Source organism: Paenibacillus sp. FSL H3-0469 (assembly GCF_038051945.1).
In the GTDB taxonomy this organism is placed as follows: domain Bacteria; phylum Bacillota; class Bacilli; order Paenibacillales; family Paenibacillaceae; genus Paenibacillus_AQ.
Genome location: NZ_CP150302.1, coordinates 865,839 through 881,377 on the forward strand (window position 1 = coordinate 865,839; position 15,539 = coordinate 881,377).

General features: G+C 47.9%; 12 protein-coding genes and 1 pseudogene. 10 read left to right on the forward strand and 3 right to left on the reverse strand.

Going from position 1 to position 15,539, the window contains the following annotated elements; genetic code table 11:
• Positions 1-31 precede the first annotated feature (31 nt).
• The 5 genes and pseudogenes from NSS83_RS03595 to NSS83_RS03615 form a co-directional block, all read left to right on the forward strand.
• Positions 32-1,888, forward strand: coding sequence for a sensor histidine kinase (locus tag NSS83_RS03595; RefSeq protein WP_341347691.1), 1,857 nt, complete (start codon positions 32-34; stop codon positions 1,886-1,888).
• Positions 1,869-3,497, forward strand: a complete 1,629-nt coding sequence (locus tag NSS83_RS03600) for a response regulator (protein ID WP_341185705.1) — start codon at positions 1,869-1,871, stop codon at positions 3,495-3,497. Before NSS83_RS03595 ends, NSS83_RS03600 begins: the two co-directional genes overlap by 20 nt.
• A gap of 41 nt (positions 3,498-3,538) precedes the next feature.
• The gene (locus NSS83_RS03605) at positions 3,539-4,888 is read left to right on the forward strand and encodes an FAD-dependent oxidoreductase (protein WP_341185704.1); all 1,350 of its coding nucleotides are present in this window, start codon (positions 3,539-3,541) and stop codon (positions 4,886-4,888) included.
• A 187-nt stretch (positions 4,889-5,075) separates the two neighbouring features.
• Positions 5,076-6,254 carry a hypothetical protein gene (locus NSS83_RS03610; RefSeq protein WP_341347692.1) on the forward strand — a complete coding sequence of 393 codons (1,179 nt, stop codon included), beginning with the start codon at positions 5,076-5,078 and terminating at the stop codon, positions 6,252-6,254.
• A gap of 19 nt (positions 6,255-6,273) precedes the next feature.
• Positions 6,274-6,744 (forward strand): annotated as a pseudogene (locus NSS83_RS03615) (3'-5' exonuclease); the annotation flags it as partial.
• Positions 6,745-6,755: 11 nt separating this feature from the next.
• Here NSS83_RS03615 and NSS83_RS03620 read toward each other — a convergent pair.
• The 3 genes from NSS83_RS03620 to NSS83_RS03630 all read right to left on the reverse strand — a co-directional run bounded on the left by NSS83_RS03620 (position 6,756) and on the right by NSS83_RS03630 (position 9,329).
• Positions 6,756-7,619, reverse strand: a complete 864-nt coding sequence (locus NSS83_RS03620; protein ID WP_341347693.1) for an alpha/beta hydrolase — start codon at positions 7,617-7,619, stop codon at positions 6,756-6,758.
• Between the two features lie 28 nt (positions 7,620-7,647).
• The gene (locus tag NSS83_RS03625; protein ID WP_341347694.1) at positions 7,648-8,301 is read right to left on the reverse strand and encodes a hypothetical protein; all 654 of its coding nucleotides are present in this window, start codon (positions 8,299-8,301) and stop codon (positions 7,648-7,650) included.
• Positions 8,302-8,450: 149 nt separating this feature from the next.
• Entirely contained in the window at positions 8,451-9,329 is an 879-nt protein-coding gene (locus NSS83_RS03630) for an ABC transporter ATP-binding protein (RefSeq protein WP_341347695.1), read from the reverse strand.
• Positions 9,330-9,467: 138 nt separating this feature from the next.
• On the opposite strand from NSS83_RS03630, the gene NSS83_RS03635 reads away from it, so the two are divergent.
• The 5 genes from NSS83_RS03635 (at position 9,468) to NSS83_RS03655 (ending at position 15,538) form a co-directional block, all read left to right on the forward strand.
• Positions 9,468-10,055 carry a TetR/AcrR family transcriptional regulator gene (locus tag NSS83_RS03635; RefSeq protein ID WP_341185700.1) on the forward strand — a complete coding sequence of 196 codons (588 nt, stop codon included), beginning with the start codon at positions 9,468-9,470 and terminating at the stop codon, positions 10,053-10,055.
• A gap of 167 nt (positions 10,056-10,222) precedes the next feature.
• Positions 10,223-10,855, forward strand: a complete 633-nt coding sequence (locus NSS83_RS03640) for a universal stress protein (RefSeq protein WP_051494070.1) — start codon at positions 10,223-10,225, stop codon at positions 10,853-10,855.
• Positions 10,856-10,890: 35 nt separating this feature from the next.
• Positions 10,891-13,743 (forward strand): Na+/H+ antiporter subunit A, encoded by a 2,853-nt coding sequence (locus NSS83_RS03645; protein WP_341347696.1) that lies wholly within the window; start codon positions 10,891-10,893, stop codon positions 13,741-13,743.
• Positions 13,734-14,066 carry a Na(+)/H(+) antiporter subunit C gene (locus NSS83_RS03650; RefSeq protein WP_341347697.1) on the forward strand — a complete coding sequence of 111 codons (333 nt, stop codon included), beginning with the start codon at positions 13,734-13,736 and terminating at the stop codon, positions 14,064-14,066. Before NSS83_RS03645 ends, NSS83_RS03650 begins: the two co-directional genes overlap by 10 nt.
• A complete protein-coding gene (locus NSS83_RS03655) occupies positions 14,063-15,538 on the forward strand; it encodes a Na+/H+ antiporter subunit D (RefSeq protein ID WP_341347698.1) in 1,476 nt (491 codons plus the stop codon). Before NSS83_RS03650 ends, NSS83_RS03655 begins: the two co-directional genes overlap by 4 nt.
• Position 15,539: the final 1 nt, after the last annotated feature.

A 15,539-nucleotide genomic window follows, 5' to 3' on the forward strand; every position in this document is an offset into this window, starting at 1 on the left:
ATGAAGGCAGCATGTATCGTGGGGGAATCGTATGAAGTGGCTGACGCAATTCCGCAGCGTCTTGAAGCAGTCGATACAGTTTAGGCTAACCTGTTATTTTCTTCTCATCCTGCTGCCGCTGGTGGCGTTCAGCATGTTTGCCAATGTAAAGTCTCAGCGGATTTTGGAGCAGGAGCTTGGCGAGCGCACGCTCAGTGCCATGAACTCCGCTTTGGAGTTTGTTGACTTGACCTTAAAGAGCATCCATAATCTGTCCACCTTGATCGCAACCGATACTAATTTATCCACCCTGCTGTCTCATCAGGAGAAGACCCTGACCTCCGGGGCGATTATGGACTTCACGCGTGTCATGGAAGAGATTACGAATATAACCATGGTCAATGAATATTTAAGCGACGCCATGATTTATCATCGTCCCTCCAACTCGCTGATCGCAAGCAAGCTCGGGCTGCTGCACCGTGAATCCCAAGGCCCTGAACCATGGTACGATGAAGCACTGAAGGCAAATGGCGCAAGCATATACTACTTGTCAGAACGCCATGAAGAGAATTTGTCCGGACTCCCGGATCCTATCTATAACCGGAATCAGCTTATTATGATGAGACTTATGGATTTCTATCGCGCCGAAAAAGGCGAAAATGTTCTCATGCTGTCGATTTCGAAGAATCAGTTGCTCCGCTCGCTGTCCCATTTGCTGGCGAACAGCAGCTCCAAGGTCTATCTGTTTGATGCCCGGGAGCGGTTGATCGTATCGAATGCTTCTACAGAAGAAACGTTGTCTTTCGAATGGAGGGACGTCCAGCCAGGCAGTGTTGTTGTCCGGGTAACCCCGGAAACGGATGAGAAAAATTTGATTCTGCGGGTGACTTCTCCCCGAAGCGGATGGTCGCTGCTGCTGATCCAGCCCGAGCGTGAGATTTATGATAAGTCGAGGCCGCTGCAAATTTTTGCGTACTGCATTATTGCACTCAGCATCGTGCTTGCCGTCTGGATTGCCTGGTTTATCTACAGCGGAATTGCTTCTCCGATATCAAGACTTGTGTCCGGTATGCGGCAGCTGCGTAAAGGCAATCTGAATATCAGGCTGGAGAACGGGCGGCAGGACGAGTTGGGGTATTTAACGGATGCTTTCAACGAAACGGCGAGTCAGCAGCGTCATCTGATCAAGGATATCTATGAGCAACAGCTCAGAATGACCAAGACGGAGCTCAAATTTCTGCAGGCTCAGATTAATCCCCACTTCTTGTACAACACGCTGGATTCGATTTATTGGACGGCCAAAAATTATGAAGCGGAAGAGATCAGTACAATGGTGCTCAACTTGTCGAACTTCTTCAGGCTGAGTTTGAGCAAAGGGCAGGAGTCGTTTACGGTGGAGGAAACGTTCAAGCACCTTCATTACTATATTCGCATTCAGCAAATCCGTTTTGCCGACCGGTTTACGGTGGAGTACTGCGCTTCTGAGGATAGCCATCATTTGCATATTCTGAAGCTGCTGCTTCAGCCGCTGGTTGAGAATGCCATATTGCATGGATTGGAGAAACGAAAAAAAGGCGGAACCTTAAGCATCCGCACCGATGTGTCTAATGACCGGCTGATCATCCAGGTAACCGATAATGGAAGAGGGATTCCAGGGCCGAGGCTTATGCGGATTCAACAGGCCTTGGCAAGAATCAGATTCGGGGATTACACGACGCCCCCCGAGAAGAACTCCGAGTTTTTTGCGCTGCTCAATGTCCAGGCTCGAATCGCCATTTACTATGGGGAGACGGCGGAATTGAAGATCGTCAGCGGGGAAGGGAACGGAACGGTGGCGGTCATCGATTTACCGGCAGACCGCTGCCGGGAGGAGAGAGGGGAAGCGGAACATGAATCTCATGATTGTTGAAGATGAAATTCGAATTTTGAATAGTCTGGCCAACAATATACCGTGGAATGAGCATGGCATCGAAGTGGTAGCGCTTGCCGAGAACGGCTTGGAAGCGCTATCCATGATCGAACGCAGGAAGCCCGATATCGTGCTGCTCGATATCGAGATGCCGGAGATGGACGGGTTAACCTTGGCGAGAACGGTGCTGCAGCAGGAAACGCACATGAAATTCGTGATTTTAAGCGGCCATGACGATTTCCCGTATGCGCAGGCTGCTGTGGGGCTTGGCGTCATGAAGTACTTGCTGAAGCCGGCCGGAGACGATGAAATCTTGAAGGCTATTCTTGCGGCTGCGGAAGAGATCCGAGAGGAACTGATGGAAAAGCACAGTATGATTGAGCTGGAGCGGAAATGGCATGACCGCCTGCCTCAGCTCCAGGATGATTTTTATAGAAACTGGATACAGGGCCGGTATGCGGACTGGGAGCTCAAGAAGCATATGGAGGAGCTGAATCTGGAGCTTGCCCTCTATAGCTGGTTTGCTGTAGCCGTATGTGAAATCGATCCGATTCACGAGCAAGGAGAACGATTTACGTCTTCGGATCAGGCGTTGCTGCAGTTTTCGCTGGAATGCATAGCGGCTGAATGTTTGCAGCATGAAGACTGCCGGGTCTTTAATGATGCGGACGGAGCAACCGTGCTGCTCTTTTTGGGACAACCGGAGGAATCGGCTCCAGATATCATTCAGCGGATTAATGTTCACGTTCCCCGTCTCTTCAACATTGTTAAAGAGTGTCTGAAGCTTACCGCCAGTGCCGGACTAGGGACCCCAGGCTCATGGGACCATGTTTCGCTGTCCTATCGGCAGGCACGCCGTGCACTGCAGGAGCGGGCCATTTACGGACATGAGGTGTTCGTTCCTTACCTGGACGTAACCAACAAAGAGCAGCCGTTTCATTATGACGCTGAATTCGAAAAGCAGCTGGAGATTGCGGTTCATACGGATCACGCAGCAGCGGTTGCTGAGCTGATAGACTGCTATTTCAAGAACGTATACTCCCAGGCTGTCTCAACCCAAAAGGTATACGAGCATTTGCTGTATTTGAGCAGCTTATTTACACGTATGATTCAATCGCGGGGCTGGTCGATGCAAGAGGTGCTGCAAGAGGATTATTCGATGTTTCTGTCCTTTGAATCCCTGCTCTCCAAAGAGCAAATTGTGGAATGGTCCAAAAGAGTGGCCAGCCGCATTACCCAATACCGGGAACGCGAGCGAAAGCATTCAAGCCATCGGCTCGTTAAACAAATGATTGAGGCTGTGGAGGAAATGCTGGGGAAAGAAGAACTGACCTTGCACACGCTGGCCGAAAGATTATATGTCAATCCCTCTTACCTTAGCCGGCTCTTTAAGCGGGAGGAAGGGAAATCCATTTCGGAATATCTCCTGAAGCGGAGTATGGAGCACGCCAAAGAGCTCTTACACAGCGGCGTTAAGGTGTATGATGCAGCAGAAGCGGCAGGATACCGTGATGTCAGCTATTTTGCCAGAGTATTTCGTAAATATTGGGGCGTAGCCCCGAGTGAATTAAAGAAACAAGAGCGTTCGGTCTCACCGCGTTCGATGTAAGCTGAAGCTGCAATGGAAGAAATCAGGTGGAGGTGGTCAGAATGACCGATATGGCATTAACCGTTAAAATACCCGAGCGCGATATTCCTGTCTACACAGAAGTGGATGTTGTCGTTGCCGGAGGAGGACCGTCAGGAGTAGCGGCAGCGCTCGCAGCGGCAAGAAACGGGGCATCTGTATTGCTGATCGAGCAAAGAGGATACCTGGGCGGTATGGCGACGGTCTCTCAGGTTCCTGCATTTTGCCCGTATACCGATCAGGTCAAGGCGGTCATACGTGGGATTGGGCTGGAAATTCTGCTTGATATGAAGAGCAGGATGGAGGAGAGGTTTCAGGAAGCATGGAAGGACCGGCTGGATTGGGTGCCGATTGATGCGGAAATTCTAAAACGCCTATTGGACGAGAAGATGATGGAGGCTGGCGTTAAAGTGCTGTATCATACGTTCGTCGGTCAAGTTCTTGGGCAGGACGGCATCCTTGAAGCGGCGGTCATTACCAACAAGACCGGAACCCAGGCGGTGAAGGGGAAGATATACATTGATGCAACGAGCGATGCGGATCTTACCTATCTTGCGGGCGGGCAGTTCGCCAAAGGTGGAGATGATGGAGAGCTGCAGCCGGGGACGATGTGCTTCGTTCTAAATAACCTGGACCGGAACAAATTTCTCTCAAGTGCTGAGACGCACAGTCATGATCTGAAACATGCGATCAACAAGGCGAAGAGTGAAGGGCGGTTACGCGTCGCCAGAGATTGGGCCGGTATTTCCTGGATAAACGATCATACGGCAGGCTTCAATTTCGGGCATGTATTCGGAATTGACGGCTCCAATACGGATGATCTGACCCGCGGAGCAATCGAAGGCCGCGCACTTGTTGAACACATTACCGGTTGGCTGAGGGAAGCGATTCCCGGATTTGAGAACGCTTTCCTGACGTTGACGGGCGAACAGATCGGGATTCGGGAAACCCGCCGGATCATCGGCGATTATATCGTCACCGCCGACGATTTTCTGGCGTGCCGTTCGTTCCCGGACGATATTGCCCGAAATGCCTACTTTATTGATATTCATATGGCAAAGCCTACGAGCGGCATGACGATGGTACGTCTATCTCCGGGAGAGTCGCACGGCATTCCTTATCGCGCCTTGCTTCCGGCCGGTATTCAGAACGTAATCGTAGCCGGCAGAGCGATATCAACCGATCGAGCGGCCCAAGGCTCCACCCGGGTTATGCCGAATTGCTTTGCAATGGGCGAAGCCTCCGGTACGGCCGCGGCGATTCTGGCCGAGACAGGCACGCGGGAAACGCGCAGTATCGACATCACTGAGCTACAGCGCAGACTTGTCCGCCAAGGCGCATGGTTAGGAGAGCAGATCAATGAGCGGTACTAGGAAATAAGAAGGCTGAGCCCAAAGTCATATTTTTGACTTAGGCTCAGCCTTTTGCTGTTTCAAACCAATATGTACGATGTCTGAATAACAAAAGGCATAGTCCCGGAGCGATGGGTCTATCGATTCGAATTACAAATGTCGATAATATTATGTATTCCAATCAAAAAGGAAAGTTGAGGTTTTCGTTTTGAAAAAGAAGTTAATCAGTTTCACGGTTGCTGCCCTGGTTTTTGCAAATGTTGGTGGGGTGGTGTCTGCTAAGAATTATGAATCCTTACCAATAGCGGTTTGGACTCAAACACCGAATGAAGATTACATACCGATTCAACCAGAGAGTTATTATGTGCCGGGACAAGAAACGCTGTACTTACATGTTGGAGAAGAAAGATTCTCTGAGACAAAAGTTTGGTCACCTGATACAATCCGAGCCGTAGATCCCAAAACCGGAAAGGTGAAATGGGTATTCTCGTTTGCAAAGGCAGGATACGGATGGCCAAGTACAGAATATCCTTTTGCTTATGCACCAGACGGTACGGTATACGCCTATTTCTCATTTCCAGGAGTTCTTTATTCTGTGAGCCCTGCAGGGAAGGAGAATTGGAGTAAGCGTGTAGGACAAGATCTAGGGGCATTTGACGGCAAGTTATATCGCATGAGTGACGGAAACTTAATTATTGCAGGTCAGAAATCGAATACAATCGGTGCAGAAACGGTGCAACTACTCTCTTTTGATAAAAATGGCAAGCAGAAAGCAAGTAAGGTGGTATCCGGAAAGTTAACTACCGTGTCGAAGAACCAAATCGCCATAGAGATGTTAACCAAGCAGGGCAATGCTCAAAAAGTTGAAGTGTACAATTCATCCTTACAGCGCTCATTCCAATACACCTTCCCAAAGGGAGCAGGCGTCAGCTTTTATACTGATTTTGCACTCGATGATGGCACTTTTGTGTTTTCAGTACATCAAGCAAATACGCAGAAACTTATAGCTTTATCTCCAAAAGGCTCCGCTATCTGGGGAAGAACAATCGATCCACTTGGGTTTGCTTTCCAAGCCGGGGATCATTACATGGTATTTAATCCTAAAACCAAAAAATTAAGCTTGTTCAACCAGAAGGGTTTAGTAAAGGATAGAGTACTAGCGAATTTTAATATGCCTGAGGGTGACGGTCTGCCAACAGCGAAGAAAACGATAGAAGGAAACCTGTATGTCGATTTGCTTACCTCCCAGTATATTTTAGATGCAAAAACGTTGGCCTCTATTCACGAATTTTATGGAATAAAAGGAACTATATTAGATTATCGTGAGAATAGTGTCTTAGTATACGACTGGAATGAAGATAGGATCTCAAAGCATCTATTGAAATAATGACCGCAAAAGACAACACGAAACTATTGAGATCGGAGCCGTAAAACTCAATGAAAGACTGAAGACTGTGAGCGATTTTCAAATTTTTGTAAATCCCGCATTAAGCCCACAGCTTTCTGATTTTTGTAAACAGCTTACCTCCATCTCTCAGGCGGATGTGGATGCTGCAATGTATTTTCCGCAGGCAATAAGTCAATTTCAAGAGTGGATAGGCAATGAACCTCATGTCCTCTGCTCCTGGGGATTTTATGATAAAAACCAGTTGCAGAAGGATTGTGCACTACATCAAATCGCAAGTGAATGGACGGATAACCATATCAGTCTCAAGCATCAGCACGGGAGAATGATTGGTAAGGAGAGGGGAGTAGGCATGGAAAGAGCCTTAACTATGCTTAAACTGCCGCTTGAAGGTACTCACCATAGAGGTATCGATGATGCCAAGAACATTGCGAAAATCTTCGTTAAAATTTTTGACCAATTGAAGTTTTGATAATATAGGGTTCATACTGTTGTCTTTAAAAAATCAATCATTTTCCTGTTCATAGTTTCTGCATCCTTGCCAAGCCAGATCAAATGTCCCCATGATTCAAAAAGACAAAGCTCGGCTTGCGGAATGAGTTCAAAGGCTGCATGAGCGTGCGCAGGTAAAACGGCCTGGTCATATTTACTATGTATAATCAGAGTAGGACATAATATTGCAGGTAGACCGGAAGGTTCAAACGAAGCTAGCTGCTCAAGATCTAGTATAAATCCATGCCCTGAGCGCTGGCGTTGATTCATGGCAACAAATTGTTTAACATCTTCTTGGGTGAATTGTTGCATGACTTGGCTGGCCGGAAGGCTACTGAAGGAAGGAATCATCTGCTTCAGCATGAATTTCGAAAAGCTGCGGCTGAAGACGGAGAGCAGTTTCCAAGTATATTTTTCTGTCTTCGGATGGAACAATATTTTGGACACTTTATATGTTGTATCCTCATGGCTATGCCATGCCTTAGATACAGCAGACTGAAGCGTAAGGCTGTGAACCCGATGGGGATAGCGGGCAGCAAAAGTTAAGCCAGAGGGGCCTCCGGCAGATACAGCGATAATATGCACTTTAGTAAGATTCAAATGATCCAGTAATTGCTCATATGCTTTACAGGCAGTATTTAATGAGCTTCCAAGCTCTTTGCTTGTTCGGCCATAACCGGGCCGCGATGGTGTAATAATGGAATACCCGTTCTCCAGGAGAATTTTATAGCCAAAATCCTCCTGGCAGTTGGAATGTCCGCCATGAAGAATGAACACTGGTTCACCTCTTCCCGCAACTGTATACTCAATAACCGCTCCTGTCTCCAATTTAAATGTTTGGGCAATTCTTGGCATATTCCATTCCCCCAGCTTGCCAAATAGGTTAAATAGGCAAGTCTTTTTTATTAAACCAAAGAATTCCCACAGTATACAGCACAGCCGCCAGTCCCGCAAATACAGCCATCCCTATATATGCAAAACTATCACCGGCGAATAATCGTTCCGGGTCGAACAAGGCGAATAAAGAGAAATTTCCGAGCCATTCCAGCCTTTCCCCGGAATCACCTAGCATTTGCAGCAATACAAATGTGATCGGGAGGCCGGCCCCCAGTCCGAGGCTGTATCTGGCTTCGTTCGCCAGGCAGGAGGCCAGGAAACAGATTCCATTAATCGTGTAATACATCAGGAGTGCGTAAAGATTCAATAGTATAAATTGCTTGGTGTCCATTAGTCCGGGAAACATGACAGAAGAGGTGATTAGCGTCAGGACAGTGATCCAGCTGAAGATTGCAGTTACAGAGGTCAGACTAAATACGGCCTGAGTCACGGCGATCCGAATTCTTGAGTTGGAAGTTGAGAGCAGGTAGGCCATACTGCCTTTATCTACATGTACGGCTATAAGCCGGTGGTTAACAACAATGGACAAGATCATGGGGAATAGATACAGAAGGATACTGTATAACGTCCCTGACAGAAAAGTCAGCAGGGTTGACCCGAAATTCATTCCCATGGCGTTCATTAGCCCGGAAGGAAGCATATGTAGCATATCCTTCAATTCATCTGCGCTATCCGGGTTGAACATACTTAATAAGACCACGGAATAAAAAGAATACACGGCGACAATCAGAAGCCACAGAAAACGGTTAACTCGTATATTTGCTTTAAATAGAGCCCAAGACATCACAATTAGCGCCCCTTTCCATAAAAGTCCATAAAAATCTGTTCAAGCGTCTGGGGAGTTGACACCATATGAGCCACTTTACATTGAGCCAGTAGGCGCAGCATAGGGTCATAATCCTCTTTGATAAAGATCTCAACGATAAGAGGAGCTCTTTGTATATAATTCAGAGTACTGTTTTGGAGAAGGGCCATATCTTCCTTATCCTCCATGGTAACAACAAAGCTTTGCGGCAACGCTGCTTTTAGTAAGCGGATGTTCTCAACGGCAACAAGTTCTCCCTCCCGTATAATAGCTGCCCGTTCACAGGTCTGATCGATCTCTTCGAATAGGTGAGAGGACATCAGGACGGTTTTCCCCCGGCCGCGTTCCTCAATAATTAATTCTATAAAACGTTTCTGCATAAGCGGGTCCAGTCCGCTTGTCGGCTCATCCAGAATGATAACCTCAGGATCATGCATAAAGGCCGCAATTAATCCTACTTTTTGCTTCATTCCTTTGGACATTTTACGGATTTTCCCGCCAGGCTCCAGCTCGAATCTGTCGATTAATTGACTGCGGCGTATATGATCTTTACGTCCCCTTAACTCATCAATAAAGGTCAGAAATTGGAGTCCGGTCATGTAATCGTAGAACGCAATTTCCCCGGGTACATATCCCAGAGTCTTTTGGATCTGTGCAGCGTCTCTACTGCAGTCAAGGCCCTTGATCGTTGCCTTCCCGCTCGTTGGGTGAACGAAACCCATCAACTGGCGGAGCGTTGTTGTTTTTCCGGCTCCATTAGGTCCCAGGAAACCGAAAACCTCGCCTTCCTTCACCTCAAAGCTAATCTCCCGCACTCCTTTACCGTTGGAATAGAGCTTTGTTAATGCTTCAATTGTAATCAAAAGCTTGACGCCTCCCGTCAAAGTTATATAACAAATATGATTTCAGTTACATAATATTCTCATCTTGCTATGAAGTCAATAAATATATAACATAAGGGTATGCTGTTTCATAAATATCAGGATTAGGTGGAATTTATCATGAATGGCTTTGAAAAACGAAGACAACAGAAAAAAAAGCAAATTTTAGAATCGTTAACGGATATGGTCATGACGAGAAACTTTAAAGAAATAGGCGTCCGCGAGATTGCACAGCAGGCAGGTGTCTCTCCGGGATCCATCTATAATTTTTTTGGCAATAAAGAGGAGCTGGCCAAAGAAGTCTTTTACCATCAAATGGAGGAAGAGGGTAAAGATTTCATCCAAATGATGAACTCAGACCTGCCCTTTGAAGAAAAGATGAATAAGATGTATGAGGTATCGGTGAACAATCAGGAATCCATAACCAGCGAAGGGATGAAGAACTTTATCTTTACAGATCCGGCATTCAAAGCATATGTTGAGCAGTATGCCAATACTGTTGCCATCCCAGAAATCATGAAATTAATTGAACAGGGGAAAGCTGAGGGGAAAGTAACTGGGGGCGTATCTGCAGAAGCTATTATGATTTTTATGAACGGAATTATCACTATGCTAGGCAATCCGTCCATTGCTGAGAACTTAACTGTTGACTTAAGAAAAGAGTTAGGAAATCTATTTCTGTATGGGGTATTGGGCAAGAAAGAGTAGTGTTCTCCAGATGGAGAGGACAATATACGCCGTCAATATTCTTTACTTTCTCTCTTGAGAACTATATAATAAAGCCAATTGTATACTGAAGTACCCGGAGGAGCCTGCCAACAGCGGGCTCTTTTTGTGTTTTTACCTGGAAAAAATTAACTTACGGAGGATTTCAAATGGAAATGAAGCTGGAGAGTATTATGGTGTGTGTGCATTACGGGCCCCATGGACAACGGTTGATTCAGAGAGGCGGCGAGCTGGCCAGAAAGCTTCAGGCTCCGCTTACTGTTCTTACTGTAGATGCCAGCGGAGATGGTGAATATAATCACGAGAAGCAGTTGTACCTCTCCGCTTGGGAGCAGCAGACCCAGGATGCCGGAGGGCAATTTCTGAACCGCAAATGCAACGGGAAAAAGACAGCTCAGGTAATCGTGGAAACTGCTCAAGAATACCAAGTGACACAGATTGTGCTGGGGCAATCCAGCCAAACCCTGTGGCAGGAAATTACACGCGGCAATTTCATCAATGATCTGATGGAGCTGGTCGGCACCATTGATCTTCATATCGTTGCCGTTCAAAGGTATCCCGAGCTTCTGGAGCAGACACATGAACGGGGATTTACTGCCTATCTGGCCAAAAAAGGCGACCGCTATATTTTAATGGAGGAGAATACTGGCAGCGAGGCGATAAAGGGCACCTTCTTCCGGGAATTGGATACGGATTTTAATACAGGTCTCTTTAAAATGGTTACCAATGGCGAGGCACAATATTTAAGAATTGTACAGAATGAATGGGTCAAGCCGAAGTGAGCACTATAACTATAGATAGAAAGGGGTACTGAGCCGTGCTGCATATCATCATTCTTCTTCCGTTTCTACTATCCGCGCTGTTACTGCTGACCAGACAAACTGCGCGCTTCCATCTGGGATGGCTCGTTCTGCCCCTGCCAGCGGCGCTATTCCTGTATTTGCTGACGAGGATTCCTGTGATCCGTGCAGGTGATTCTATAGTAGACACCTTCGCCTGGATGCCGTCTTTTGGAGTGAATATCACCTTGATCCTGGATGGGCTAAGTCTGATCTTTGTCCTGCTGATTTCGGGAATGGGCGCGCTTGTTGTGCTATACTCCATTTTTTATCTCGACAAACAGACGGAGGGAATCCGGCGGTTCTATATGTACCTGCTCATCTTCATGGGCGCCATGCTGGGGGTAGTGCTGTCCGATAATCTGATCGTACTATACGGGTTCTGGGAACTTACCAGTATATCCTCATTCCTGCTTATTGCTTTCTGGTACGGGCGGGAAAGATCCGGTTATGGGGCACTCAAGTCTATGCTGATCACCGTGTTCGGCGGACTTGCCATGTTTGCCGGATTTAATCTGCTGTATGTGATGACCGGTACTTATAGTATCCGCGAGATTATTGCATTGGCAGGAACCATCACGGATCACGCTATGTTTATCCCGGCTATGCTGCTGATTCTGCTGGGAGCCTTTACGAAATCGGCTCAGTTTCCGTTCCATATCTGGCTGCCGGACGCCATGGAAGCTCCGACTCCGGTCAGCGCCTATCTTCACTCCGCTACCATGGTCAAGGCAGGGATTTATCTGGTGGCCAGGCTTACTCCTGTCTTTGCGGGGCAAGCGGAGTGGTTCTGGCTGGTGTCTGTAACCGGCCTGCTTACTTTGATCTATGGGTCGTTCAAAGCGATCCGGCAGACAGATCTCAAAGCCTTACTGGCCTATTCTACGATCAGCCAATTGGGCCTCATCATGTCACTCTTTGGTCTGGGATCAGCAGCCGGCTTTGCCGGCGGAAGACAAGACGCGATTTTTTATACGATGGCTACTACAGCCGCGCTGTTCCACCTCATCAATCATGCTGTGTTCAAAGGCAGCCTGTTCATGGTGGTAGGTATCATCGACCATGAGACCGGCACCCGCGATCTCCGCAAGCTGGGCGGATTGATGTCTCTTATGCCGATTACCTTCTCGGTCGCACTAATGGGGGCGTTCTCCATGGCCGGGCTGCCGCCGTTCAGCGGATTTCTCAGCAAGGAGATGTTTTTCACTGCGGTACTGAATATCCGCGAGTTCGATGTTCTGAATTCAGCATTCTGGCTGCAGCTCTTTCCTGTCATTGCCTGGATTGCGAGTGTATTTACTTTTGTATACAGTATGATTCTTGTATTTAAGACCTTCGGCGGTAAGCTGCATTCAGACAAACTGGACAAAACGCCGCATGAAGCTCCACTAGGACTCTTGCTGGCACCCGTCATTCTGATTTCTTTTACACTAGTGTTTGCCTTTTTCCCGGATCTGGTCTCGGTCACGCTGATTGAGCCGGCAATGGCCTCCATACACACGGGGATGCTCTCTCCGGGAGAAAGCTTTGAGACTTCTATTCATTTCTGGCACGGCTGGACACCCGAGATCTTCATGACACTTGGTGTTGTAGCCGCCGGAATTCTCCTGTTCAAAAGCTATACCCGTCTGCGGGTGCTGGACCGTGAAGCCAGGGGGCGGAATACGCTTAACCGGGTGTATGATGCGTCGCTCCGGCTACTGGAACGGGGGTCTGCGCGTTTGACAGATGCTTATATGACCGGCTCTAACCGCCATTATCTACTCTATATCTTCAGCTTTTTGATCGTGGCTGTGCTTAGTGTTCTCCTCCGGGAACCCGGGATCAGCTTTGGCATGAAGCAGTATGCGGACTTATCCTTCTATGAATGGGCCGTTATTGTAACGATGCTGCTGGCAGCCTTTGCTGTTCCTTTTGCCAAATCACGGGTCAATGCGATCCTATTCACTGGCGGTGTCGGGTACATGGTAACGCTGCTGTTTGTCCTTTTCCGGGCACCTGATCTTGCGCTGACCCAGATGATTATTGAGACCGTGTCCGTCATCCTGTTCCTGCTCTGTTTCCGGTACTTGCCGAAGCTGAGGAAGCAGAAGGAGAACATGCGCTTCAAGTTGCCTAACCTGATCATCTCGCTTGGTGTGGGTGTAACAGTGACGCTGGTCGCTCTGGCAGCAATGGGCAGCAGTCCGTTCGCGTCCATCTCCGAGTATTTCTTACAAGAAAGCTACGCTCTGGCGGGCGGAAAAAATGTAGTTAACGTCATTCTTGTAGACTTCCGCGGATTCGATACTTTGTTTGAGATCATGGTGCTGGGCATCGCTTCGCTGGGCATTTATGCCCTTGTCCATCTGAGAATGGAAGAGGAGCCTAAGCGAATTGATCCGCAGCTGGCTGTACCTCTGCGCAGTAATGATGTGATTCTGCAGACGATGTCCAAAGGAATTGTCATCATCATTCTGATCTTCTCCCTGTATCTGTTCTTTGCAGGTCATAATCATCCGGGGGGAGGCTTCATTGGCGCATTGATGACTTCCGCAGCGCTTATACTGATAACCATCGCGTTTGGCATGGATCAGATTCGTAAAGTGTTTCCTGTAAACTACCGTCTGCTCACGGCAGCAGGGCTCATGCTGGCTATTCTTACAGCTTCAGGCTCATTTCTCTTTGGTGTCCCTTTTCTGAGTCATTCCTTCGGACACTTCCATCTTCCTATCCTTGGAGATGTCGAACTGGCAACAGCTGTGCTATTTGACTTAGGCGTCTATTTAGCAGTGGTAGGAGTTGCGATGAACATTATTTTAACGATTGGAGGGGATAAAAGATGGAACTAGTAATGGCGATAGCAATAGGCATTCTGTTTACTATAGGGGTGTACCTGATTTTGTCCAAAATCCTCCTGCGGGTTGTCCTGGGAACCTCCTTACTGACGCATGGTGTACATCTGCTGCTTCTGACCATGGCCGGACTCAAGCGGGGGGCAGCTCCTGTGCTGGGTAATGAGGAGACTTATGTCGACCCGCTGCCGCAGGCTCTGATCCTGACCTCTATCGTGATCAGCTTCGGCGTAACTGCCTTCTATTTCGTGCTTGCTTACCGCTCTTATCAGGCCTTAGGTACGGATGAAATCGACAGTATCAAGGAGGCCAAGGAATGAATAACCTTCTGGTTCTGCCTATTCTGATTCCGTTATGTACAGCAGTGATTCTGATTCTATTCAAAGAGCAGATACGCCTTCAGCGGGGGATTAGCGTAGTTAGCGGTATCCTTACTATCCTTAGTACAGCCTTGCTGGTTACACGTGTACATGCTGATGGCATTCTGACCTTACAAATGGGAGGGTGGGTACCCCCTTACGGAATTGTATTTGTTGGAGATATGTTCGCTTTACTAATGGTGATGATGGCTTCCATCGTAAGCTTCGCCATATTGCTCTATTCCTTCAGCAGCATTGGAGAGCAGAGGGAGCGGTATTATTATTATACTTTCTTTCATTTTTTGCTGGTCGGGGTATACGGCTCTTTCCTTACAGGAGATATTTTCAACTTGTTCGTCTTCTTTGAGGTGATGCTGATTTCTTCATATGCCCTTATCTCCCTGGGAGGGACCAAGCTGCAGTTACGGGAGACGGCGAAATACCTGCTGATCAATATTGTGTCGTCAACGTTGTTTGTAGCAGCCGTAGCGTATCTGTATGCGGCTGTAGGGACGCTGAATATGGCGCATTTGTCACAGCGGATTGCTGAAGCGGGGCAAGGAGGCATATTGAACGTAATTGCTGTACTTTTTTTAATCGTATTCTCCTTAAAAGCGGGGCTGTTCCTGTTCTATTGGCTCCCAGGATCGTACGGCGCACCGCCTTCGGCGATCAGAGCACTATTTGGTGCTCTTCTTACCAAAGTAGGACTATATGCCATTATCCGCACGTTCACCCTGATGTTTGTGAATGATACCAGTCTCACGCATAGCTTGATCGCCTGGATGGCTGCGGCAACCATGATTCTGGGCAGCATTGGGGCAGTGGCCTACAAGGATATCACTCGGATTCTTAACTATAATGTCATTATTAGTGTCGGATTTGTGGCTTTCGGGCTTGCTGCAGGTACCGGGGATTCGCTGAACGGAGTCATCTTCTATCTGCTTCACGATATGCTGGCTAAAGGGCTCCTGTTTATACTGGGCGGATTAATCATCTCCGCAGCAGGAACAGATCGTTTGAGTGGTATGGGAGGCATGATCAAAAAATATCCGCTGCTGGGCTGGATGTTCTTCATCCTGGCTCTTGCATTGGTAGGGATTCCGCCGCTGAGCGGTTTTGCCGGAAAGCTGCTGATCATCCGCGGAGCTTTGGATGCCGGTATGCTGACACTGTCTCTGATCGGTCTCGGCTCAAGCTTTATGGTGCTGTATTCCTTAATCAAGATGTTCAGGCTGGCCTTCTGGGGAAATGAACCTGAGAGAGAACTGCCTGCTGTGAACCTGAAGAGAGCTTCTGCTGTCGCCGCTGCACTGCTTGTGCTTGTCATTGCAATGGGTATTGGAGCAGATGCTCTATATGCCTATGTAGCACAGGCCGGAGAGGTTCTGGCTTCACCTGCGGAATACATTCAAGCCATACTGAAGGAGTAGA

Excerpts from the sequence above, each read along its gene's own strand:
- NSS83_RS03605 (WP_341185704.1), top strand. The coding sequence starts at position 3,539 with ATGACCGATATGGCATTAACCGTTAAAATACCCGAGCGCGATATTCCT.
- NSS83_RS03640 (WP_051494070.1), top strand. The coding sequence starts at position 10,223 with ATGGAAATGAAGCTGGAGAGTATTATGGTGTGTGTGCATTACGGGCCC.
- NSS83_RS03600 (WP_341185705.1), top strand. The coding sequence starts at position 1,869 with ATGAATCTCATGATTGTTGAAGATGAAATTCGAATTTTGAATAGTCTG.
- NSS83_RS03635 (WP_341185700.1), top strand. The coding sequence starts at position 9,468 with ATGAATGGCTTTGAAAAACGAAGACAACAGAAAAAAAAGCAAATTTTA.
- NSS83_RS03595 (WP_341347691.1), top strand. The coding sequence starts at position 32 with ATGAAGTGGCTGACGCAATTCCGCAGCGTCTTGAAGCAGTCGATACAG.
- NSS83_RS03625 (WP_341347694.1), bottom strand. The coding sequence starts at position 8,301 with ATGCTTCCTTCCGGGCTAATGAACGCCATGGGAATGAATTTCGGGTCA.
- NSS83_RS03650 (WP_341347697.1), top strand. The coding sequence starts at position 13,734 with ATGGAACTAGTAATGGCGATAGCAATAGGCATTCTGTTTACTATAGGG.
- NSS83_RS03655 (WP_341347698.1), top strand. The coding sequence starts at position 14,063 with ATGAATAACCTTCTGGTTCTGCCTATTCTGATTCCGTTATGTACAGCA.
- NSS83_RS03620 (WP_341347693.1), bottom strand. The coding sequence starts at position 7,619 with ATGCCAAGAATTGCCCAAACATTTAAATTGGAGACAGGAGCGGTTATT.